Origin of the sequence: Streptomyces sp. NBC_00989, assembly GCF_045162655.1 — a bacterium.
Classification (GTDB): domain Bacteria; phylum Actinomycetota; class Actinomycetes; order Streptomycetales; family Streptomycetaceae; genus Streptomyces.
Genome location: NZ_CP108728.1, coordinates 9,717,835 through 9,741,232, shown reverse-complemented (window position 1 = coordinate 9,741,232; position 23,398 = coordinate 9,717,835). Strand labels below are relative to the sequence as shown.

Here is a 23,398-nt window from a genome sequence, read left to right as displayed (position 1 = left end):
CGCACGCTGCGGGGCGAAGCCCGAGCGATGACGAACCGCACACGGGACCGGCTGCAGGGACCGGCAGCAGCGCGCAGGTCTCGGGGGCCATAGAGGTGACCTTGCCGGGGTCTACTTCCACGACGCCGGGGCCCGGCTCTCAGGAGTTGCCTCCGGACACGACGAGCATCCCCGGCGGTCAACTTGCCCCGCAGCCGGACGACCGCACGAGAGCGTGGAGGGAGCATGAGCGGCACAGCAAGCCTTTCGAACGCGGACTGACACGTCGCCGACCAGGCTTCCCGGCACACCACCCACCCCCGAGCGGCGAGGTGAGCTGCCGTCACCCTACGCGCCACCACGGCCACCAGCACAGTCCCGGCCGCTGCCTCAGCCGTTCAGACCCCATGTCCGCCAACTGCTGCCTCAGGGAGGCGACGGCCGCCCAAGTCGCCACTCTTTCGGTCCGGCGGATGCGAAACAGGCCCGCCGCCGCAGGCCGATGTTCGCTCCACTTCCTCCTGCCGCCCACAGCGTGTGCACAGGCCGGGACGGAGCCGAAATCCGCGACGGTGGAGGCGGACGCCGCCCGCTGGGCCTGCTACCTCTTCCTGGCGGGTGAGGCGGCTGCCGATCTCGGGCCACAACCGCGGGCTGGCGGGGGCGGTGACGGCGCGCAGGCCGCAGCGATCGAATGTCCTGGCCTGGTCAGCATGGTGGATGGTGCACGCCCAGGCCGTCGGCGTGGGTGGCCTGTGCCGCATAATCCTCGTGTGTCTGAAGCTCCCGTCCCGATAGCGTCGGGATCCGTTCCTGCGGGTACGGCCGCCTGGTCGTCCGCTGACGCCATCCAGTGGCTGCGGACCCGGCCCGCACCCTGGGCGCGGCCGATGTGGTCCGTGCTGGCGCTGCTGGTCACCGTCGTGTGGGCCATCGCGGTGGAGCCGGAACCGCCGTGCAGTGATGCGGTGCCGTGTGGGCCGGACTGGGGCGGGATGGTGCAGATGGGCCTGGCCGTGGGCCTTTTGTACTGGCTCGCCCGGCTGCCGGAGCTCACGCTGATCGCCGCGCCCGCCTTGGCGGCCATCGTGGCATGGGGAGAGCTGCCGGGCGCCGACTCGATGTCCTTGGCCGCGAACGTCGCTGTGATCGGGGCTCTCGCCTTGGGCTGGGCCGCGGCCCGCGAGCGACTGGCCGCCCGCTCCAGGCAGCGTCGGCTCACGGAGCGGGCAGCTGGAGTGCGGCACCCGCTGCCAGGGCCCGTCGGCCCGCTCGCGCGAGGAAAGCTCCCGATCGCCGCCGCGCTGCTCTTGTGCGCTGTGGCCGCCGGTGCGGTCCTCATGGGGCTGAGAGGGATCGGCGCGGACGAGCAGCACGTGGTCCGGTCCGTACGCATCACAGCGAAAGTGATCAGCCAGGACGAGGAGTCGGTACGGCTGCGCACCGACGATGCACGGCACATCACCGTTGCCGCGTTCTACCCAGAGGACTACGGCGTCGGCAGCACAGTGACCGTGCTGGAGGACGGCTCGTGGCAGCGCCTGGTGGCCGAGCCGTACGACGCCTTCGGCTGGCAACTGCTGGTCCTGGCCGCGGGACTGCCGGGACTGTCCCTGCTCACCGCGGGCGTCCTCGCCCGCCGCCGTGCCGCGGCGCTGCGTCGCGCACCGGTGCCGGCCCTGCGCGTGCTGGAACGCACCGATCACGAAGGTCGGACCTGGGTCTACGCGGCCGACGACAGCTCAGGCGCCCCGCTCTTCAGCTGCCTGCTCACAGCGGCTCTCCCGGACGGTGCCCAGCCCGCGAGCCGCACCGAATACGACGACGAGGAGGCGGAACTCACTGTCGTCGACACGCGCTTGCACGAAGCGGTCATACTCGGCGCTCTGCACGAGGGCGGTGAACTGGCCCTTGTCACGACAGACCGGGACGGGCACCCGATCGTGACCCGTACCGCCAGCCCGGTCCGACTCCCCCGAACCAGCAAGGGCCCACTGCCGGCGCCCCATACCCTCACGACAGCCCTCTCCGACACCACGGAGTCACGCCACCGGGCCCAGACGGACCGGATCGCCGCCACGCTGACACCCACCAGCCACCTGCTGCGCTGGGGACCCGGCTCCGTGGCCCGCTCCGCGGGAGTGGCACTCACCGCAGGCGTGGCAGCCGGCATCGCCTACTTCACGCATTCCCTTATGACCGACGGCTTCGGCTGGGAGATCCTGCCCCTGCTCGGGCTGCTCATGTGGATCAACCTGGTGGCCGTCCTCCTCAACTGGCGCGTCACCGCGGACAGAACCGGCCTGTGGCTGGCCGGGGCCTGGACGGTACGGCACGTCCCCTGGGAACGGCTGGCGGCAGCCCAGTACACCGATGAGGGCAGCGTGGAGATACGCCGGTCGGACGGCAGCGCCTGGCACCTGACGGGCCTGGGCGAGCCGCGACTCGAGCGACGCCTGCGGCTGCGTCCGTCGTACGTCCGCATGGTCGAGGAGGTCACCGCGCTGCGCCTCCACCCGGACCTGCGCCCCACCGGCCGCAGCTCACCGCGCGACTGGCTTTAACGGCGCAGTCGGCCCCACCAGAATCGGCCCGCCGTGGACCCACGAGCGCGTTCGACTCCGGCCCGACCTGGCCCCACTGTGCGCCGTCGGACCTGGCGAGTGGTGGGGCCGCTTCGGACTGGAACTGGGCCTGTCCGTTCTGGTCGGAGCCAGCGCAAGCCGGAGAAGCGGGGCCGCCTCAGAGCGTTAAAGCCACGCGACCACGGCCTGCCGCTCGGCCCCGTTCTGATTCTCCTCGTGGCCCTCACCACGGCAGCCTCGCTCTTCGTGTGAGAAGGCACAGGCCCAGCCGCGGATCGGGGTTCCCGGCATCCGCGCGATTCATCGATAGCCGGTCATGCTTCGTCCGCAGGTCAACCCGGGCATCTTCGCAACGGCCTTACGAGGGCGCGCCGTGAAAGGGGCGGGCCGGGGACCAGCGACGCCGAGAACAGCCGTCACACGTGGGTGAGTTCGGCGGGGCCCAAGGACACATCGAAGCGGTCGCGCCAGATGTTGCGCGAGCCCCGGGCTCCCGACCTGGTCAGCATTGCTTGAGGTTGTCCGCCCCCGGCCGACAGCCGACGGCCCGCTCCGAGCGCCGGCACTGATCACATACGGATCAGGAGCGTACGCCGCCTTCGCGGACAACCGGAGAGGCCCGGGGGCGGCCACGTCTCCTGCTCCTGCGGGTCACGTACATACCCGATCCGCAGGAACTGGGACAACAAGGCGGCGCGGCGCAGCAGCGTTTCGACCACCTCGCCCGTGACGCCTACCCGTTCCCCAGCAGGCTGCAGGCTACCGGCCGCGGTGCCGTACGCATCACGCCGTCACTCCGCCTCGGCGCGCGCCTCGACGTCTTCGATGCTGGTGGGGCGGCCGGCCCGCGTCCACCGCACGTACAGGCCGGCCGCGATGCGCACGACGCTGGGCGCAGGGGCGTTGTGAGGCAGACGACGAGTCGGTGAGCGTCGACAGCAATGGCCTGGACACGGCCCGGCTGATGGCCGAGCACAAGCTGCCCGGGCTGCTCGTCCTCGACACGTGCGGGGAGCCGAAGGCCATCCTGCCGGCCTCCCAGATGATCAAAGTGCCGGTTCCCGCCTACGTCATCGAGGACCCCACGCTCGGCGCGGTGGTCGACGAGCAGCACGCCGACCGGCTGTGCCAGGCGCCGGCCGGCTGCCGCGTCGGCGACTGTCTCTCCAAGACGGCGGCCCCGCCGCCGATCGCCGACCCGGACGACACCGCCCCGGAGGTCGCCGCGCCGATGGCGCAGGTGCGCAGTGTCCTGGTGGCGGTCGCGGAGAAGACCAAGGACGGCACGCACCTCCTCGGCGTCATCACCGCCTGCCACCTGTTGCACGAACTCCTGGGGAAGACCGGCACGTTGAACTGCACGCCGGGCGCCTGAAACCTGTCGGGTCAGCGGTCGAGCACCGGCCCCGCGGTGTCCAGCGCCGAACCGGCGTGATCGGCCAGGCTCACGGCGACCAGGCGTGTCTGCAGGGGCGGCAGTGCCGCGCCGGGTTCCGGCACCAGCATGAACCGGCCGAGGTACCGGCCGCCCACCGAGGCCCGCAGTTCGATCTCCTCGCCGGGCCAGCCGTCCTTCTCCAGATTCCAGGACGCCCGGCCGACGCTCACCGAGCCGTCCTGTTCCAGGCGAGGGTGCCGTCCGAGCAGCGTCCCGAGCTCGAAACGGCAGCTGCGCAGTCCCAGGATCTCGACGAGCTGCTGGGACACATGATCGACCACGGCATACGAGGCCCCTGCCTGGACCAGGCTCGCCGTGTCGTGGATCCGTGCCAGGAGAGCCGCGTCGGTGACGGTGACCAGCTTCAACGTACGGGCGTGGGCGGCCAGTTGGGAAACGGCCACGCCTACTGCCAACAGCAGCAGCGTGGTGGTGATGTCGTCGCCGTGCGAGATGGTGAACCGCTGGTAGGGGCGGGTGAGGAAGAAGTCGAACCAGGCCGCGGCCGACAGCGCGGCCAGCACCCCGGCGGCCCGGCTGCCCAGGGCCGCGACCGCCACGACGACCACGACGAGGATCAGGGCCAGGTTCGCGGACGTCATGTGCGTACGGAACGGTGCCAGGGCGAGCGCGACGACGAGCGGGGCAGGCAGGGCAGCCACCAGGGCGATCCGGCCACGCAGCGGCATCCGCATGGTCCACCACCTCACGGGAGCGAGGAGCAGCCCCTTGCCCAAGGGGCCGCCCGTACGGGGATCGACGCGACAAGACGGTCGACAAGGCAGGAATCCCGCTGCCGCACCCACCCCGGTACTGGGACAGACACGCTCTTGATGCAATCCTGACGCCCCCCTCACCACGGTGGACGTGCTTCAAGATCACCAGCAGGGCGCTCAAGCCGTTGCACGGGTCCCACCGGTCCCCGGGGCTGTACCACCACGGCATCCCGCCGTTCTTCACGCGCGGCATGGACGCCCAGACGATGAGCGCCCGGGCGCCAGTTGCATCGATCAGCGCCGCGGGACCTGCCGACCACCTCCCACCGCCCACAGGATGTGGACAAGGCCAACCCAGTCACGAGATGCCGCACGAGGCTTCAACAGGATGACCGAAAGCCATACTTGCCCATACGGGGGCCATCCCGTGGTGGCCTGAAATGAGAGAGGCGGCAGATCCGGTGAGCAGCGACAGCCATGAAGTCGGGAAGGCCGAGGTTCGGTCCAAGATGCCCGAAGAGCTGCCGCTGATCGGGGCGGACGGCAAGGTGGTCAAGGACGCAGACGGCAAGACCCTCATGGTCAAGACGCGGTCAAGATCGCGCAGTCCGGTGCGCCCCAGGCGCCCTTAGCCGGTCCCCGGGCCGGGGAGAAGCGGTCCGCCAGCACGGACGCAGAAGGCCGTAAGACGGAGACCGTCGAGGTCGAGGCGTCCGTTCCGCCCGCGCACTGACCTGACGGAGGCGCCGGAGAGGAAGGGCACCGTATGAGCAGGCTGCTTGACGGCCGCTGTGTCGCTGACCTAGTCCGATGCCGGGACGTCACACCTGCGATCACAGGGCTGCCCGGAACTGGTCCCTTACGCGAGGCCAGAAGTATCGAGCACGGCGCTGGAGGCCGTGCCGGCACCCGTCGAGCACAGCTTCACCCACCTCACGGCGTTCGTAGTCGCGGGCGAGGCGTCGGTGGTGTATGAGTCAGCCGAAGCGGGCAGGCGACTTTCTCGCCTTGGCGCGGCCCCGACCACCCGGCTCGGGTTCCAGGAGCGTTCCAATGCCCAGCCCCCTGAGGGCTGTTGCGATGACCAAGCCGCGCCGGACAACAGGGCCAGCACAGGGCGCTAAACCCAGACGAACGGCGGGGACGTGCGGCGCCGGTCATGTGTCGGACTGGAGGCCAAGGCCCGCCAGGCGTCACCTCGAAACCGTCACCAGGGGCGACGGGGCCAGTCGAGTCCACATGGCCGGCGGCGCTGCACGGCGGCACGCAAGTCAGCCGATGAACGCGACCGGGGCGTCCCAGGCATTGCGGTCGACGTTGATGGTGTAGCCGCCGCGGGTCTCCTTGCTGTTGGCCTTGTACTGGTGGCCCCGGCTGTGGTCGGTGTACAGCTTCGGGTCCCAGGGCCAGTCCTTGGTGGTGGTCTCCTGGCCGTTCCACAGGGCGTACCAGAGGTTGCCGGGCAGGTCCGTGCGGTTCTTGGCGGTGGCGATCGCCTTGGCACTGGAGCTGCTGAAGCCGTAGAGGCCCGCGCGGTAGGTCTTGGCGCGCAGGGTTTTGGTGAAGGACCGCACGTAGGTGAGGGTGGCGTCGTTGCATGCCTTGTCGGCGATGTCGTGCGACTCCATGTTGAGGTAGATCGGACTGCCGGGCTTCATGCCGAGCGCCGACGCCTTGGCTACCGCGTCGTTGGCATTGGCAGCGCCTACCGAGGTGGCGGTGGTCGCGGTGAACCTCTCCTTGTTGAGGCTCTTCTGGCAGGGTGGCTGTGCGCCGACGTACAAGGGGATGATCCGCCAGCCGAGGGTGTCGACCGACTTCACCCAGGACTTGGTGAGGTTGGGCTGGGCGCAACCCCGGTTCTTGCCGCCGATGTAGACGGCGACGCCGCTGTAGTAGGCGTCCTTCTTCCACGCCTTCATCGCGGTGAGAGAGGGCGCCGTGCAGGCGTCGAAGGCCCGGCCGGTGAAGGTCCTCTGCGCGGGCCACGTTGTGGCGGCCATCGAGGTCTGCGCCGCGATCCCGGCGCCGGACACGACGACAATGCCGGTCGTCGCCAGGGCGATGTAGCGGCTCTTTCTGGACAGCCGATGCTTCGGCATTTCCCCACCTCACAAGTATTCAATCGGCCAGGGATGTTGCAGCCCGGGCGGATACCGAAAAGGGAAATCGGTGCGCTTTATGACGGCCGATCAGCGTTCAGCTTGCGGAGTTGCGGCCGATGAACCATACGGCCGCTCCTGCGACGACAGCGGCGAGGCCCAGCAGCAGGACAGGAAGGCCCGGGCCTGGAAGAACGTACATCGCTGCTCCGGCCGCTGTGAGTGCGACGCCGATCGACATCACCAGGACGCCGACGCGGGACTGGGACATGCTTATTGCTCCTTGGTTTTCACTGTTGAGAGGTGTTCGGGAAGTCAGGGCGGCTGCCCGGGCCGCTTCTGAGCGGCCCCGGCGGCCTGGAATGTACCGGGGGTCAGTATCCCCAGTAGATCTTCGACGAGTAGACGTAGGTTCGCCGGTAGGTAGTCCACCAGGACGACGTCTCGGAGAACCGGAAGTTGGTGTAGGTCTTCCGGGGCCTTGGCCCAAGGCCGGGTAGTTAACGCATTTATGCTGGTGGCAATGGGGCGTCCTGGCTGGTGTAGGTGGCGGGTCCGGTTTTGTTGATGAGTCCTTGGCGGGCCCATCGGTCGAGCTGTCGGCGCATGGCGCCCAGGGTGACGTCGCCGAGGTGGCGGGCGAGGTCTCGCGGGTGCCAGTGGCGGTCGGGTTCTGCGTCGAGGAGGTCAAGGACGCGGTTCCTGCGGCGGTCGTCCGGTGGGGTGTGGCGGTCGTCGCGCGAGGTGGCGGGCAGGTCAGGCTCTGGCGCGAGGATGGAGATGGCCAGGCTGGTGACGGTGCGGCTGGTGTCCGGGCGGCCGTCGTCTTTGCGGTCGTGGTAGCGGGAGATCGGCGACTTGACCTTGCGGTTGCTGACGCGGGGCCGCCTGGGCGGCAGGAGCCCGGCCAGGATCCGCCGGCCGACGACTCCGGTCGCACCGCTGGTGATGCCTGCGGCCTGGACGACCAGATCCCTGGCGGTGTGGAGGGCGATGGTGAAGCCGCAGCGGTCCGGGTCGGTACCGGGACGGGACTCGGCGGCCTCCACCATGACCGTCTGCAGGGCCTGGTAGAGGGTGAGCATGGCCCACATCTCCTGCTCGACGCCGAGAGGGTCGCCCGAGCGCAGCACCCGGCCCTGCCAGAGGGTGTTCCGCAGCGCGAAATATGCGGACTCGTGCTCCCACCGCTGGTGGTAAAGGGCGACCAGGGTCGGGGCCGGGTAGCGGCGGGCATCGGTCAAGGTGGTGGCCAGCCGGTAGAAGCCGGTGAACGAGGTGCCGTCCTTGCAGGTCACGATGATCTCTGCTTCGACGATACGAACCGGGAGGGTGCCCAGGACGGACAGGTAGGAGCCGTCGCCGAGGCAGGCCAGGACCGGGGTGCGCCGGTTGGCGCGGATCCGGCCCAGGAACTGGGCGCCGGTGCCGGCAACGTTGGCCAGGAAGGCGTTGGCGTCGAAGCCCTTGTCCCATAAGACCAGCATGTCGGGGCGGAGGTGGTGCAACAGCCGACGGGCATAGTCGGTCTCTCCGACGCTGGTGGGGCCGAACACCGCACCGATCAGGGCGCGAGTGCCGGTCTCCACGAGAGTCATCAGCTCCACCATCGGGTAGCCACCGCGGCTCTGCGGTCCGAACCAGTCCACATTCCTGTCGCTCTCAGGGACCTTGATAGAACTGCAGCCGTCGAAGGAGACCGTGCGAAACGGCCCGAAGCGAACACCGCGCGTCGTCGGCCGAGCCAGCGGCCCGGCCACGACGTCGAAAAGATGCCGCATCGGCGCGGCACCGACCCGGCGGCGCAGGTCGCGCAGGGCCTTCGCGGACGGCCACGCGATCTCCAGCGCTGCGGTCAGCTTCTGCCATACCAACCGGTAGCCGACCTCCGGGAACAGGCACATAGCGAGCACAAAGTAGACGCCCACCCGAAAGGGCAGGTCCCGTAGTCGCCGTTGCACAGTCAACGTCTCTTCCAGAACGGCGTCGACGACATCGAACGGCAGCACCTGCGTCAGCTCGCCCAAGTGACCGGGAGCGAACCGCCCTCCGGCCACCGTGAACTCGCGGGACACGGTCGTCAGACCAGGCGTCAGGGCACAATGACCTACAGGCAACGGAGCTCCGTACGTGGCAGAAGTCTTGGCGGACTACCTGCTCCAACGAGGCTCCGCTGCCCACGTTCCCTCCCGCGCGAAAGCCGCCGCCAACCCGCTTGCCACCAGCACAAATGCGTTAACTACCCGGCCTTGGGTCAAGGCCCAGGCCCCCGCGATGGTCACCCCACGCACGACACGATCGGCGTCACAGAACCCGCCGGAAACCCGGTAGCCGACGCAAACCGGCGGCAAGCAAGAAGGCGGCCGGTAGAGCGACGCCGGATACCGCCGTCCATGCGCCTGCCGCAGACAGACCGCGCCCCGACAGGTAGTACTGCACCGTCACCACGAGCGGTAGATGGACGATGTAGACGGCGTACGAGTCGGCCGCCAGTTCCCGGGAGATCCGTCCGCCGCCGGTGACGGCTTCACGGAAGAGCGTGAGCAGGCCGACGCACAGGGACACGCACAGAGCGCTTTCGTACGCCGCCCACAGTGCGGCGGGGGCGTTGAGTCCGCCGGGGCCGAAGCACGGTGCGTCGGCCCCGGCGGCGAAGAGGGCCGCCACTCCGAGCAGGCCGCCGGTCAGCCACACCCAGCCGGTGCGCGCATCGAACCGTTCGAGCCAACCCTGACGGTGGGCCACTACACCAAGGACGAAGAAGGTCGCGTACTGCGGGAGTCGGGCGGGCTCGACCTGGAGGAAGTCCAGGAACGGGACCCAGGTGTCCAGCGGATAGCGCACGCGCACGACGAAGGTGGCCGCGGCCATCACGGAAGTGAGCAGGAGCAGGGACCGGTGACCCGGAGCCGGGAGTTCGAAGCGCACGCGGTCCGGGCGGCGCCTGACGAGACGGGCCGCCTGACGGCACAGCACGTACAACACGCAGTACGCCAGCAGGTTCTGGATGAACCACAGGTGCGCGAACTGCAGGTGCGGCCAGGACGGGCCGGTCCAGTCGGCGGGTTTGTCGCCCAGGCCCAGGTAGACGTCCGTGAAGTAGCGGGGGAAGGAGATCGGCGGATAGCCGCGGTAGTGGGTGTAGTACGCGTACAGCAGGCCCGGCACGATCGTCAGCGCGCCGACCACGACCGGGATACCGAGCCGGATCAGCCTGCTTTTCAGGAAGGCCCGTGCGCCGCGACGGTCGTAGGAGCTGGGGACGAAGACCGCGGAGGCGAAGAAGAACAGGCTCATGAAGAACGCGCCGTCGACCGCGGACAGCGTGGCCAGGGCGCCGGTCCGCGGCTGGCCTTCGACGTACCACCAGTCCGACGGGCCGTAGGGCTGGGCGGCATGGTGGACGACCACCAGGACGGTCAGGGCGATACGGAGGTTGTCGAGCCAGTCGAGGCGCTGTGTGGGACGGCCGGGCGCCTGGGCCTGTGCCGACGAGGAGAGCGAGGAAGTATCCATGTGTTCATTTTTGTAAACACATGTACACGTCACACTGGGGCTATCCCCCGTCCGCTCCCTCCAGGTGGCCGTAGTAACCCCGCAGCAGGAGCTGCTGGTTGGCCGCGCTGCGGCGGGCCAGCGCCTGGGGGGCGAACATCGGCTCGTCCAGGTTGGGCTGCATCACCCGTTCCAGGAGGAGCGGGCCGAGCATCAGGCACAGCATCTGGAAGGGTGCCCACTCCTCGTCCGTGCCCTGCTCGCCGTAGACCCCGGACAGCCGCTCCACCTCCGCGCGGGCACCGGACAGGAGCCGCCCGAAGAGGGCCGCGCTCGCCTCGCTGTCCTCCAGCAGGACCTGTCGCAGGTAGCCGCGCAGGACCGGGTCCGAACCGAAGACCCGGGCGGAGATCTCGCCGAGCGAGGCCATCACGCCCTTCTCCGGGTCCAGGGCACGGAGTTGCTCCCCGATGCGGTCCAGGACGTACTCGTCCACTGCGGCCCGCAGCCCCTGCTTGGAACCGAAATGCCGGGTCACCAGCGCCGGCGAGAGCCCGGCCGCGGCAGCCACCGCCCGGGTCGAGGTCGCCTCGAACCCGTGCTCGGCGAACAACTCCAGCGCCGCCTCACGCAACCGCGCCCGCCCGGTCAGATCACTCTTCGCCACCGCCCGCACCATGGCCGCAGCGTAACCGCCCGCGTGTCCAGGCCAGGTCTGCCTTCGTGCGTCAGGACGCGGAGTCCTTCTTGCCGCTCGCCGCCGCATAAGCCTGGGTCGGAGTCATCGCCACACCATTCAATGACACGGTCTTGTACTGGCTGACCTTGGCGCAGGTCTTGGACTGGTCGGCGGTCGAGACGTTGGCGTTGGAGACGGCCGCGTGGGTGTCGGCGGGGGCGGCGGACGAGGAACCGCTCGAGAGCGTCGTGCCGGTGGGCCAGTCGGCGCCGATGACGAGGGCCAGGCCGCTCGCGCTGCTCTGGGTGAGGTGTGCGGCGGACAGGCCGAGGGCGGAGGCCACCGTCCGGGCCTCGTCCCTCTCGCCGGGGCCGTAGGTGAGTTTGGTGGTCGCCGCCTGTTCGGGTGCGTTGCCGGTGCTGGTGCCGGGGCTGAAGCCCTTGGTGATGAGGGCGTTGGCGATCACGGAGGCGCGTCCGCCGATGGTGGTGCCGTTTTCCACCTTTACGGCGACCTCGGCGGCCGGCACCGTGGCGGGCGCGGTCGTGGAGGGCGAGGAGGATGCTTTCTTCTTGCCGCTGCCCGAACTCAGGGACTGGTCGCCCGCGATGGCCGCGAACAGGGACTTGGCACCGGCCGCCGGGACGACCCGGTCGGCGTTGGCCGGGTCGGCGCCGGTCTGCATGGTGGTGAAGGTCATCCGCTTGGACGGGACCTTGTCCAGGTCGGTCGCCAGGTCCACGAGCTTGCCGACGCTGCCCAGTCCGGTGTCGACGGTCAGGGCCTTGGTGGCGGCGTCGGCCAGGGAGTACACCTTGGCGGGGTTGGCCAGCGTGCCCGCGCTCTTGAACTTGCGGATCATCGCGCTGAGGAACAGGTGCTGGGACACGGTACGGCCGAGGTCGCTGCCGTCGCCGAAGCCGTGCCGGGAGCGGACGAACTCCAGCGCGGCGGTGCCCTTGAGGGTGTGGGTGCCCTTGGCGAGCTTCAGGTGCGAGTAGGTGTCGTAGACGTTGTCGCTGACGCAGACCGAGACGCCGCCGACCGCGTCGGACATCTTCACCACACCGGCGAAGTCGAGCATCACGAAGTGGTCGATGGTGATGCCGGTGAGCTGGTGCACGGTCGTCACCTGGCACGCCGGGCCGTACTGGAGCGCGCTGTTGATCTGGCCGTAGTAACCGGCCGTCGCCTGGCTGCTGTCCGGGGCCTTGCAGGCGGGCACCTGGGTCATCGTGTCGCGCGGCACGCTCATCACGGTGGCGTTGGAGCGGTCGGCGGAGACGTGCACCACCATCTCTACGTCCGCGTTGTGGCCGACGGTCGAAGTCCCTGAGCCGCAGCCGCCGCCCAGTTTGCAGTCGGCCGCGTTGTTCCGGCCGTCCGAGCCGATCACCAGGAGGTTGATCGGGGTACGGCCGAAGGCATCCGCCTTCTCCTTGCCACCGGCGCCGTCGTCGATCGCGACACTCTTGATGTTGCCGTTCAGGTGCTGCCACAGCCAGGCTCCGGCCCCTGCGGTGACCAGGATCAGCGCCGACGCGGTGATCAGGGCTATGCGGGCCAGCCGTTTGCGCCGGGCTACGGGTTTCGCCCGTCGGCCGGACTGGCGCCCCTTGGGTCGTGCGGCTTGGCGGGCGGCAGCCCTTCCGCCCGGCGGTCGGTGGGCCGATGCCCCGTCCGCTCTGCGTTGGTGGAGCACGGTGGAGCGATCCCGCGTGGCTGCACGGCCGGATGTCTCGCCCCACGGGTCACTCATCCACCACTCCCTACGCTGTCGCCGACACCAACCGCCGGCGCGACGTTGAGACGGCAGAGAGCCAACCCGTACGTCAGGGCGTACCCCTCGGGCTGGATGATTGCGCAATATAGCAACTGTCGCCGTTCCCGCCGGTGACCTCTCCCACATCCGCGGTCCGCACCGCGGACTGAATGAGGTCCTGTTCGAGGTCGTCCAGTGCCCGGCGGGCCGCGGCAATGCGTTCCAGCAGCAGTCGGCTGCCCTCGTCCTCCGACGCCGTCACATCCTGCTGCTGCGGCTCGTCCCGCTCCGTTGCACGGGCATCGTCCAGGGATGTGAGGACCACGCCGATCAGGACGTTGACCAGGACGAAGGAGGCCAGCAGCACGTACGAGGCGTAGTAGAGCAGGCTCCAGCGCGAGATCTCCAGGCCGGCGTGGACGGCGTCGCCGATGCCGTCCAGGGTCATCAGCAGGAACAGGGTGAGGACCGCGCGGCCGATGGAGCCGTAGTGCTCGGGATCGTGGCGGCCGAAGAAGACCCAGCCGACCATCGCGTAGACGTACAACACCAGCCCGCCGACGAGCAGGAAGCTCAGTGTGCCGGGCAGGCTACGGGCAACGGCGACCAGCACCACCCGCAGCTGCGGCAGGAAGCGGGCGGTACGCAGGACGCGGGCCAGGCGCAACAGCCGTAGCACCGTAGTGTTCTCGCGCACGACGGGCAGGAAGGCACACAGGACGACGGCAAGGTCGAAGAGGTTCCAGGGGTCCTTGACGAAGTCCCGTGGGCGGTCGGCGTGGGCGGCCAGGCGGAGCAGGATCTCGACGGTGAACGCGGCCAGGCAGGCGTGCTCGGCGAGCCATAACCAGTGACGCCATTCGGCGACCAGACCCGGGTACGTCTCGATGCCCAGCAGAGCGGCGTTGGCGACGATGACGGCGAAGACGGTGAGGGCGAACCAGCGGGCCTCGGTGACGGACTGGCAGCGGCGCGCCAGCTCCTGACGGGCTGATCGCGGTGCCGTCTCGGTTGCGTGGTCGTGTTGGTCCGGCATCCTGCTGTCTCCGCTCCTTCGCGCAGGCTCTCGACCCGGCCAACCGGACTGGAAGGCGGGGTTGTTGAGAGATCACACCTCAGGAGAGACTTCTACAGCACTGTAGATTGAAGCGTGTGGCCGGTACGCCGTAGCGGCCCCGCCCCCGGGAGAAAGCAGACCTGATGTTCGGCTTGAGCGAACTGGCCGTGATCCTCCTCGTCGTTGTGGTCGTCCTGGGGATCAAGAAGCTGCCGGAGCTGACGCGTTCGGCGGGCAAGGCGACCCGGATCTTCAAGAGCGAGGCCAGGGCGCTCAAGGAACAGGACTCCCAGGAGCGCTGACAGACCATTTACTCCCGCCCATCGCACCTGGTCACGGGCTCGGCACGTCGCCATTTCAGAGTGGATTCTGCGGCTCACGAGGTCGAGCACGGCTCGCGAGCGGCGCGTTTCCTGGTCATGGGTAAGGCGACACCTATCCATGGGCCAGCCCAATCTCCGCTCGGCTGTCCAGCGTCAGGGCAGAATTCTGAACCCGCCGGGCCCGGCGGACATTGGACGACGTACCCATCGAGCCCAGCCGGGCGTCGTGGTCGATGGCGGTGATGTGGCAACCGAAGCCGGTCCCACCCCTTTGGGGCAGAGCGGGTACAGGCGGCGAGCCAGCGAACGCACCCTGGGCTGGCGGACATTGCACCGCTCCAGGCGCATGACTACGGGACTCGCCCCGCCAGCCCCGAAGCCATGAATCACTGGCCCTGACGGACCTGACGGCCCGCCGCCCACGACGGGACCGCAATCCCCAACCCGCTCGACCCCGAACTCAGGAAACCACAGCACGTGTTGCCACGGAGGCAACGCCTGGCTCGTTCCGCCGTTCCAATTGGCCGGTCTCGACGAGAAGATCATGGCCGTCGCCCGGTCATGGCCGGGTCAACTCGGCGCCCGTGACGGCCGAGGGTGGGGGCGATCAGTGCAGGTGTGCCAGCACGCAGCCGAACACGGGGCATCCGCCAGCAGGGCCTCGCCGGATTCTTCATAGTTGATCCACTTTTTCCTTCACTTCTTGGAAAAGTTTTGAGCATCCCCACGGACTCCTCTTACCTGGCACTTACGGAATCCCTAATAGTCGCGAAGCGCACAAAGCGAACAATGAAGATCTTTTAGATAGCCGGAGACCGCAATCATTTTACCTGTTTCCGGGTTTCTCTTGGGTTTAATTTGCACTTCCCGATTGGTCGGGCGGCTGCCGGGTGTTGCCCTTTGTGAAGATCGGCTCGTTTCTGTTAGCTCCGCGTGTCGCGGAGTTTCAAGGGAGGGAGCTGATCGTGCGTCACAGACCCGTGGCCCATGGCAGATCGCGAATAGGTCGGATACGCCAGTCCCGACGGTTGCGGCAGATCGCCATCGGTGTGGTGATGGTCATGGCCGCCGAGACTGCCCTGGTGGCCGAGGACAGCGGGCTCGCGTTCGCCGAAAGCCTGACCACCACGTCATCCGTTTCCGCATCGTCTGACACGAGTAAGGCGTCAGGGCCCGCGGAGGCGCAGGACGAGGCGTCAGCGGTGTTGATGGCTCGTCTGCAGGACCGCAAGATTGAGGTCCTGTCGGCCCGGACGACGGATTCCACGACGTACGCGTTGCCCAGTGGGGAGCTGGAGACGGAGGCGTACGCGGGTCCGGTGCGGGTGAAGCAGGACGGTGTCTGGAAGGACATCGACACCTCGCTGTCCGACACCGGCGCGGATCTCACCCCGGCTGTGGCGGCGGCTGACGTCGCCGTCTCCGACGGTGGAGACACGCAACTGGCGTCGGTGGCCAAGGGCAGCGAGTCCTTCGGGCTGGGCTGGGCGGACAAGCTCCCGACCCCGACCGTCAAGGACAGCACCGCCTCCTACGATCTCGGCAGCGGTCAGACCCTGTCCGTCACCGCGCTCGCCCAGGGCTTCTCCGAGAACCTGAAGCTCACTCAGCAGCCCGACGATGATGCCGTGTCGTACCGGATCCCGCTCAACCTGGACGGGCTGAAGCTGTCCCAGGCCGACTCCGGTCACCTGCTGCTGAAGAACAGCGACGGTGACCTGGTCGCTGAGGCGCCGGCTCCGATGATGTGGGACGCCTCGAAGGACGAGGCGTCGGGTGAGTCCGCGCACCGGGAGCAGGTCTCCACGAAAATCGAGACCGCGCCGGACGGCGCGCAGACCCTCGTCCTGACCCCGGACGAGGACTTTCTGGCCACCGCGACGTACCCGGTGACGGTCGACCCGACCTCGACGCTCGCGGTGACCACGGACACCTGGGTGCAGAACCCGGACTACACCGACTCGCAGGTCTCCTCGCAGGAGTTGAAGTCGGGTACCTACGACGGCGGCACGGACACGGCACGGTCGTACCTGAAGTTCGATGTGTCGAAGTTCGCCGGCAAGCACATCACCGCGGCCACCATGTCGCTGTACAACTACTACTCGGCGACCTGCTCCACCTCCGGAGCCGCCACCGTGGCGAAGCGGATCACCTCCACTTGGTCCTCGTCGTCGATCACCTGGGGCGCGCAGCCGTCGACCACCACCACGGGCATGGCCTCCAACACCGGCCACTGGGGCTACACCGGCTGCGCGGCGGCTTGGTCGAACTGGAACCTCCAGACGATCACGCAGGCGTGGGCGGACGGCTCGACCAACTACGGCCTCCAGGTACGCGCCGACAGTGAGAGTGACTCCACTACGTGGCGGCGCTTCCGTTCCGCGAACTACACGACCTCGGGCTACGCGCCGAAGCTGGTCGTGACCTACAACTCGTACGCGACCACGAGTTCGCTGGCGATCTCGCCGAGTTCGGTCAACGCCTACAGCGGCAAGCGGTACGTGACGACGTACACGCCGACGGTGTCGGCGAAGGTGACGGACGCGGACGGCTCCACGGTCAAGGGCCAGTTCGAGATCACGAACGACCCGTCGTACAGCGGTGAGACCTCGTACTCCTACACCGGCACCTCGGCCTCGGTGGCCTCCGGCGGCACCGCGAAGCTGACCATTCCGAGTGCGAGCCAGCTGGCCGGCGCGCACCTGCGGATGCGGGTGCGCGGCTACGACGGCACGGACTACGGGGCCTGGTCCTCGTACATCTACTTCGTGCCGAACGTCGCCAAGCCCGCCGCTCCGACCATCTCCTGCGACCCGTACACGGCCGACACCTGGACGGTCAAGGCTGAGGCGGGCGCGACCTGCACCCTGGACACGTCCTCGACCGACGGCATGGGCTTCTACTGGGGCCTGGACGACTCCTCGGTGCCGAACCGGGTCTACGACACCGCCGACGGCAACGGCGGCGACCCGCTGACGATCACGATCAAGCCGGGTGAGGACTGGCACAAGCTGTACGCCAAGACCGTCGACTCCGGCGGCAACCTGTCCACGGCCACCACCACCTACGCGTTCGGTGTCGGCGACGGCGCGGGCCTGCTCACCCCGGGCGCGGGCGACAGCGCCGCCCGCCGGGTCAGCCTGACCTCGACGGGCAAGAGCACGTACACCGGTGTGACCTACCAGTACCGGCGTGGCGAGACCGACTCGTGGACCAGCGTCCCGGTCGCGGATGTCACCAAGTCCTCGGACGGTTCGGCGATTTCGGCCTGGCCGGTCGTGTTGTCGGGCGGCTCGCCCGCGGCGCTGACGTGGAGTGTCACCAACTCCCTGTCGCAGGATGGTTCCCTCGACATCCGGGCCGCCTTCACTGACGGTACGACGACGGCCTACTCCCAGCCGCACACCATCACGGTGGACCGCAACGCCGGCACCGCGCCGAGCGCGAGCGTCGGCCCCGGCTCGGTGAACGCGCTGACCGGTGACTTCACCCTGTCCGGCACGGACGTCTCCGGTTTCGGCCTGTCGGTGTCGCGTACCGCGTCCTCGCGCCGTCCGACCGCCGGGTCGGATGCCGAGGGCCAGGTAGCGATCTTCGGCCCCCAGTGGACCTCCGGCACGGTAGCGGAGATCACCGACTCCGACTGGGTGGACATCCGTAAGACCTCATCCGCCTCGGTGGCCCTGGTGGACGTGGATGGCGACGAGACCGGGTTCACCGCCACCAGCTCCAGCGGCTGGAAGTCCGAGCCCGGCTCCGAGGACATGACTCTGACGCGTAAATAGCAGCAGGTCAGGGTGGGTGTAGGCAGGGCTGGGTGCCCGGTGGCCGTGGTGGCGCCGGGTGCCGTGGCTCGGGTCGGTCAGGCTGTGCCTTCCAGCGGGTTGAGGGTGACGGTGTAGCCGAGCTGGTTGAGCGCGTTGATCGCGCGGTGGGTGGCGCGTTCGGGGTCGCGCCGGGCGAAGTAGGTGCCGCCGAGTTCGCAGTAGGGGACGTTGTCGGTGAGCATGTGCCAGATTGCGGTGATGATCGAGTGCTCGACGGCGACCAGGGCCCGGAGCGGACCGCGGCGGGCGGTCAGGCGTTTGTACCGGGCCTGCAGGTAGGTGTCCTTGGTCCTCACGGCGCCGAACGCGGCGAGGCCGAGGGCGCCTTTGAGATACGGGTTGCCGGGCCGGACCCTGGTGTTCTTGGTGCGGCCGGCGGACTCGTGGTGGCCGGGGCAGACCCCGGCCCAGGAGGCGAGGTGCTTGGCGGAGGCGAACCGGCTCATGTCGCTGCCGGTCTCCGCGATGATCACCTCGGCGACGGCCCGGTTGATCCCGGGGACGGTGTCCAGGAGGTCGAGTGCGGGACGAAAGGGGGCCATCGCCTCCTCGATCCGCTGGTCCAGCTGCCGGATCGCGTCGGTGAGCTGGTCGTAGTGGTCCAGGTGCAGCCGGGTCAGGAACGCGTGGTGGGCGCGGAAGCGCCCGGTCAGGGCCTCGGTGAGCTCGGGGATCTTGTTGCGGAGCTTGCGCCTGGCCAGCTGGGCGAGGACCTGCGGGTCGCGTTCCCCGGAGGTCAACGCCTCCAGCATGGCGCGGCCGGAGACGCCCATGATGTCGGAGGCGACCGCGGACAGTTTGATCCCGGTGTCCTCCAGCAGTTTCTCCAGGCGCTGCACGATCTGTCCGCGCTCGCGGGTCATCTGGGTGCGGGCCCGGGTCAGGTCCCGTAGTTCGCGCACCGGTTGGGGTGGCACGAAGGAGGGGCGGACCAGTCCGTGGGCGCCGAGCTGGGCCAGCCAGGCGGCGTCGGAAACGTCGGTCTTGCGGCCTGGCAGGTTCTTGACCTGCCGGGCGTTGACCAGGATCACGTTCAGGCCCTCGGTCAGCACGTAGTAGAACGGTTTCCAGTAGTCCGAGGTCGCCTCGATCACCACCAGCGTGACCCGTGCGGCGAGCAGATGGTCCCGCAGTTCCAGGACCGCGTTCGTCGTCGATCCCCACGTCGTGGTCTCGGTCGTGAAGGACCCCCGCCGCTTCGAACTCGGGGTGCGGACGCACGCTTTGGCGTCCTTCTTGCTGATGTCGAGGCCGGCACAGCGTTCGTGCAGCACGTCCACGGTCTTGCCCCCTCCCTCGCCGGACGGCCGGTTACGCCGTTCCGGGAGGGCCAGGGCGAATCAGGAATTCTGACGCACGTGCTCACAGCAACACTCCACGGTTCCCGTGGTCGGCCCCCAGCACCACGCTGACCTGCGAGCTCACCGGCATCACAGAAGCATCGGTTTCGGCCGGAACGAACTCTGCCAGCGTCCCGGACCGATACCAGCGCCGTCAGGGCAGACAGAAGCACCTCCAGCGCGCCACGGGATTTACCACGCCCCCGGCGCGCACCGAAGGTGCGCTGAGTCGCTGACCAGTAAGAAGAGCTCCGGCATCGCCACAAATGACCTGGCCCAGGTCTCGTCCTTCACCCTGAAGGACGACGAGGGCACCACCACCACGTTCGCGAAGGTGGATTCGGCGGCGACGACGTGGCAGGTGTCCAGTACCTTCCTGCCGACCGACAACTCCATCACCAAGGTGGTCCCGGAGAAGGTCACTTCCGGCACCACCATCCTCGCCCGGCCGAAGTATGTGATCGCCCCCACTTCGGCGGCCTCGGCCTCGGACTGTGAGGGCGCGCCGTCCACGAAGGGCTGCCGGATGCTGGAGTTCGTCTACGCGACCTCCACCTCCGCCACGTCCAGCGCGCTGGGCAACTACACCGGGCAGGTCGCACAGATCAAGGAGTGGGCCACCGACCCGGGCGCCTCCACGGCGACTGCTACGGTCGTGTCGCAGTACTCCTACGACACCTCCGGCCGCCTGCGCGAACAGTGGGACCCGCGGACCGGGCTGAAGACCGCCTACAGCTACGACAGTGCCGGACGCGTCACCACCCTCATCCCGCCCGGTGAACTTCCCTGGACGTTCGCCTACGGCACGGCGGGCAACGCCGCCACAGCGGGTTCCGGGATGCTGCTGTCGGCCTCCCGGCCGAACCTGACGGCAGGTACCAAGAGCACCACCGACGGCACGACCGCAACCACCAGCGTGGTCTACGACGTGCCCTTGACGGGTTCGAAGGCGCCCAACGCCATGGGCACCTCTGACGTGGCCACCTGGGGCCAGGACGACGTCCCGACCGATGCGACCGCCGTCTTCCCGGCGGACTCCGTACCGACGTCGAACACGGGCAGCGCCTTGGCCGCGTCCGACTACGAGCGGGCAACCGTCACCTACACCGACGCCTCCGGACGGGAGGTCAACACCGCCACGCCCGGCGGGCACATCACCGCCACCGAGTATGACCAGTTCGGCAACACGGTGCGTGAACTGACCGCCGGCAACCGCGAATTGGCGCTGGCCACCAGCGGTGACGGACTGGCCGAGCAGGTGGCGCTGAGCATCGACCAGATGACCTCGGCCGACCGCGCCGACTTGTTGTCCACCCGCTCGGTGTACTCCTCCGACGGACTGCGCGAGACCGACGAATACAGCCCGCTGCACCAGGTGACCCTCACCTCGGCGCTTGCGGCCGGCTCCGGCGGCACGGACCTGGCCGCGGGAACCGCGTGGCCGGCCCGGCAGCACACGGTCAACACCTATGACGAGGGCCGCCCGACCGACGGCACGGCCACTGTCACCAACCAGGTCACCACCACCAAGGTGGGAGCGTACGTGGACGGCTATCCGTCCGACGGAGACGTGCGCACCACGAAGACGGAATACGACTGGGTCAAGGGCCTGCCCACGGCCAGCACCACCGACCCGTCCGGTCTGGCGCTGAAGACCACGACGTCGTACGACTCGCAGGGCCGGGTCACCAAGACCACCCTGCCCAAGTCGTCCGGCTCGGACGCGGGCGCCACGGTGACCGTCTACTACTCGGCCACCGGAACCGGCGCGTGCAACGGCAAGCCGGAGTGGGCCGACCTGGTCTGCTCCACCGGCCCGGCCTCCGACATCACCGGCGGCGGATCCAACCCGACCCAACTGCCCACCAAGACCATCGAGTACGACCGGTGGGGCAACACCGCCAAGGTCACCGAGACCGCGAACTCTGTCACTCGAACCACGGCCATCACCTACGACACCGCGGGCCGGTTGAAGTTGACCGCTGTCAGCGGCGGGGTGGGCACCGCGGTGCCGGACACGTCCATGACCTACGACGCCGACAGCGGTGATGTAGCCACGGTCACCGCGAACGGCCAGACCATCACCCACACCTACGACCAGCTCGGACGGGAGATCTCCTACAACGACGGCGCCGGCAACACTGCGGCCACGCAGTACGACGCGCTCGGGCGCGTGGTGAAGACCACCGACTCCGCGCCTTCGACGACCACCTACACGTACGACAGCGCCAAGGACCCGCGTGGTGTGGAGACCTCCCGCACCGACTCCGTCGCCGGGACCTTCGCCGCAACCTACGACGCGGACGGCGACCTCGCCACCGAGTCCCTGCCCGGCGGCTACACCCTGACCATCGGCCAGGACGAGACCGGCGCCGAGATCTCCCGGGTCTACACCCAAGACAGCGACGGCACAGTCGTCGCCTCGGACAGTACAGACGAGAGCGTCCAGGGCCAGGTCGTGGCCGACACCGACACCGCCGGCCAAACCCGGGCGCGCAACTACACCTACGACGCAGCCGGCCGCCTCGCCAGGGCCGACGACACCGACCCGGACGGAGCCTGCACCCGCCGCGACTACACCTTCGACAACAACACCAACCGCACTGGCCTGGCCACCTCGATCAGCGACGTGGGCGCGGCCTGCACCTCCACCGGTGCCACGAGCACGTCGTACTCCTACGACAGCGCGGACCGGCTGACCACCACGGGCACGGTCTACGACGCCTTCGGCCGCACCACGACCCAGGCGTCCGGAGCGACGATCGGCTACTACGCCAACGACCTCGTCCGCCAGCAGACCTCCCGCACCAGTCGGCAGACCTGGACCCTGGACGCGGCCAGCCGGCTCGCAGCCTGGACCACCGAATCCAACAGCAGCGGCACCTGGGCCCAGACCGCAACGAAGACCAACCACTACGGCTCCGACGGCGACAGCCCGGACTGGATCCAGGAGACCAGCACCACCCTCACCCGCAACGTCCAGGGCCTCAGCGGAAACCTGGATGCCACCACCACCGGCACCACCGGCACCATCCTCCAACTGACCGACATCCATGGCGATGTGACGGTCCAACTCCCGCTCGACACCTCCCAGGCCACGGCCGCACTCGCCTATGACGAGTACGGCAACCCGGAAGGCGACGCCACCGCCGCCCGCTACAGCTGGCTCGGCGGCAAGCAACGCTCCAGTGAGACGGTCACCGGCGCCACCCTCATGGGAGTCCGCCTCTACGACCCCACCACCGGACGCTTCCTGTCCGTCGACCCTGTGCCCGGCGGCAACGCCAACGCCTACGAGTACTGCAACGGCGACCCACTCAACCGCTACGACCTCGACGGCAAGTGGGGATTCCGCAAGTGGGCCAAGGGCTTCTGGAGAAGACACAGCGGTGAGATCGTCGGCCTCGGGTTCGCGGCAGGCTGCTCCGCACTCACGGCCGGCTGGGGAACTGTTGCCTGCTCTATCGCGGGAGGAGCGATCGGCAACATGGTGTCGTATCGGGTCTCAACCCCTCGGCGGAAACGGCACGGGGGAGGCTACTATGCCACCGCGTGGCGGGGGGCGGTCTGGGGAGGACTCGGTCACGGAGCTGGGCGCTACAGCCACTACTTCGGCCGACCCGCCTCGCGCTACCGCCGCTATGGCTTGAGCACGATCAGGCGCGCCTACCGGAACGGATTCAGAACTGGATGGAGCCGATACAGCAGATGGAACCGGTGGTGACCATGGTCGTTTCCTCACGACGTGACAGAGCAAATCGCTGGTCCGCACGCCATCCTGTGCTCGTCGGCCTGCTGGCTGGCACGGCGGTGACCCTCGCGTTCGTTGTCCTGCAAGGCGGCCTCAGCCCGAGCGAGATACTGATCTCGTTCATCCCCTTCTCAGCCCTCGCCACGCTCACTGCGCTCAGCGAGCGGCGCCGGAGGAGGAAGCACAACCTGCCGATCTGACAACCGGCGGCACGGTGCGGGGGCCGGAACCGAGCCCCCGCACCGTGCCGAGTGGGAACTCCGGCTGCTTCACAGAGATCACTGACCGTCAGAGCTTCGGCGCTGGTGATCAGTAGCGGATGGGGCCATGACCCGATGTGCTGA

Annotated in this window: 15 protein-coding genes; 6 read left to right on the top strand and 9 right to left on the bottom strand. The window is 68.6% G+C overall.

The genetic code is table 11. The annotated features are described in order from the left end of the window. Nucleotides 1-752 precede the first annotated feature (752 nt). Together OG714_RS43750 and OG714_RS43745 are read left to right on the top strand one after the other, a co-directional pair. Nucleotides 753-2,543, top strand: a complete 1,791-nt coding sequence (locus OG714_RS43750; RefSeq protein ID WP_406129540.1) for a hypothetical protein — start codon at nucleotides 753-755, stop codon at nucleotides 2,541-2,543. Between the two features lie 985 nt (nucleotides 2,544-3,528). Further along, complete coding sequence (locus tag OG714_RS43745) at nucleotides 3,529-3,939, top strand: CBS domain-containing protein (RefSeq protein WP_406132149.1); 411 nt, start codon at nucleotides 3,529-3,531, stop codon at nucleotides 3,937-3,939. An 11-nt stretch (nucleotides 3,940-3,950) separates the two neighbouring features. On the opposite strand, the gene OG714_RS43740 is transcribed toward OG714_RS43745, so the two are convergent. From OG714_RS43740 to OG714_RS43705, 8 genes are all read right to left on the bottom strand, one after another. Further along, the gene (locus OG714_RS43740; protein WP_406129538.1) at nucleotides 3,951-4,697 is read right to left on the bottom strand and encodes a DUF4118 domain-containing protein; all 747 of its coding nucleotides are present in this window, start codon (nucleotides 4,695-4,697) and stop codon (nucleotides 3,951-3,953) included. 1,292 nt (nucleotides 4,698-5,989) lie between these two features. After that, on the bottom strand, nucleotides 5,990-6,820 hold the full coding sequence (locus tag OG714_RS43735; protein ID WP_406129537.1) for a glycoside hydrolase domain-containing protein: 831 nt from the start codon (nucleotides 6,818-6,820) through the stop codon (nucleotides 5,990-5,992). Nucleotides 6,821-6,917: 97 nt separating this feature from the next. Continuing rightward, nucleotides 6,918-7,091 (bottom strand): hypothetical protein, encoded by a 174-nt coding sequence (locus OG714_RS43730; protein ID WP_019070528.1) that lies wholly within the window; start codon nucleotides 7,089-7,091, stop codon nucleotides 6,918-6,920. Nucleotides 7,092-7,329: 238 nt separating this feature from the next. Beyond that, on the bottom strand, nucleotides 7,330-8,904 hold the full coding sequence (locus OG714_RS43725; RefSeq protein WP_406132148.1) for an IS4 family transposase: 1,575 nt from the start codon (nucleotides 8,902-8,904) through the stop codon (nucleotides 7,330-7,332). A 220-nt stretch (nucleotides 8,905-9,124) separates the two neighbouring features. Then, nucleotides 9,125-10,336: an acyltransferase gene (locus OG714_RS43720; protein WP_406129535.1), complete on the bottom strand. Its 1,212-nt coding sequence runs from the start codon at nucleotides 10,334-10,336 to the stop codon at nucleotides 9,125-9,127. Nucleotides 10,337-10,376: 40 nt separating this feature from the next. After that, nucleotides 10,377-10,994: a TetR/AcrR family transcriptional regulator gene (locus OG714_RS43715; RefSeq protein ID WP_406129534.1), complete on the bottom strand. Its 618-nt coding sequence runs from the start codon at nucleotides 10,992-10,994 to the stop codon at nucleotides 10,377-10,379. 49 nt (nucleotides 10,995-11,043) lie between these two features. After that, entirely contained in the window at nucleotides 11,044-12,753 is a 1,710-nt protein-coding gene (locus OG714_RS43710) for an LCP family protein (protein WP_406129532.1), read from the bottom strand. Between the two features lie 73 nt (nucleotides 12,754-12,826). Continuing rightward, nucleotides 12,827-13,792, bottom strand: a complete 966-nt coding sequence (locus tag OG714_RS43705; protein WP_406129530.1) for an ion transporter — start codon at nucleotides 13,790-13,792, stop codon at nucleotides 12,827-12,829. 164 nt (nucleotides 13,793-13,956) lie between these two features. Here OG714_RS43705 and OG714_RS43700 point away from each other — a divergent pair, with 164 nt between their 5' ends. Together OG714_RS43700 and OG714_RS43695 are read left to right on the top strand one after the other, a co-directional pair. Then, entirely contained in the window at nucleotides 13,957-14,115 is a 159-nt protein-coding gene (locus OG714_RS43700; protein ID WP_406129529.1) for a twin-arginine translocase TatA/TatE family subunit, read from the top strand. Between the two features lie 1,082 nt (nucleotides 14,116-15,197). After that, on the top strand, nucleotides 15,198-17,921 hold the full coding sequence (locus OG714_RS43695) for a DNRLRE domain-containing protein (RefSeq protein ID WP_406129527.1): 2,724 nt from the start codon (nucleotides 15,198-15,200) through the stop codon (nucleotides 17,919-17,921). A gap of 77 nt (nucleotides 17,922-17,998) precedes the next feature. Here OG714_RS43695 and OG714_RS43690 read toward each other — a convergent pair whose 3' ends face one another. Further along, nucleotides 17,999-19,243 (bottom strand): IS110 family transposase, encoded by a 1,245-nt coding sequence (locus OG714_RS43690; RefSeq protein ID WP_405969036.1) that lies wholly within the window; start codon nucleotides 19,241-19,243, stop codon nucleotides 17,999-18,001. Between the two features lie 421 nt (nucleotides 19,244-19,664). Here OG714_RS43690 and OG714_RS43685 point away from each other — a divergent pair, with 421 nt between their 5' ends. Both OG714_RS43685 and OG714_RS43680 read left to right on the top strand, forming a co-directional pair. Then, complete coding sequence (locus tag OG714_RS43685; protein ID WP_406129525.1) at nucleotides 19,665-23,027, top strand: RHS repeat-associated core domain-containing protein; 3,363 nt, start codon at nucleotides 19,665-19,667, stop codon at nucleotides 23,025-23,027. Beyond that, complete coding sequence (locus OG714_RS43680) at nucleotides 22,994-23,254, top strand: hypothetical protein (protein WP_406129523.1); 261 nt, start codon at nucleotides 22,994-22,996, stop codon at nucleotides 23,252-23,254. Before OG714_RS43685 ends, OG714_RS43680 begins: the two co-directional genes overlap by 34 nt. Nucleotides 23,255-23,398: the final 144 nt, after the last annotated feature.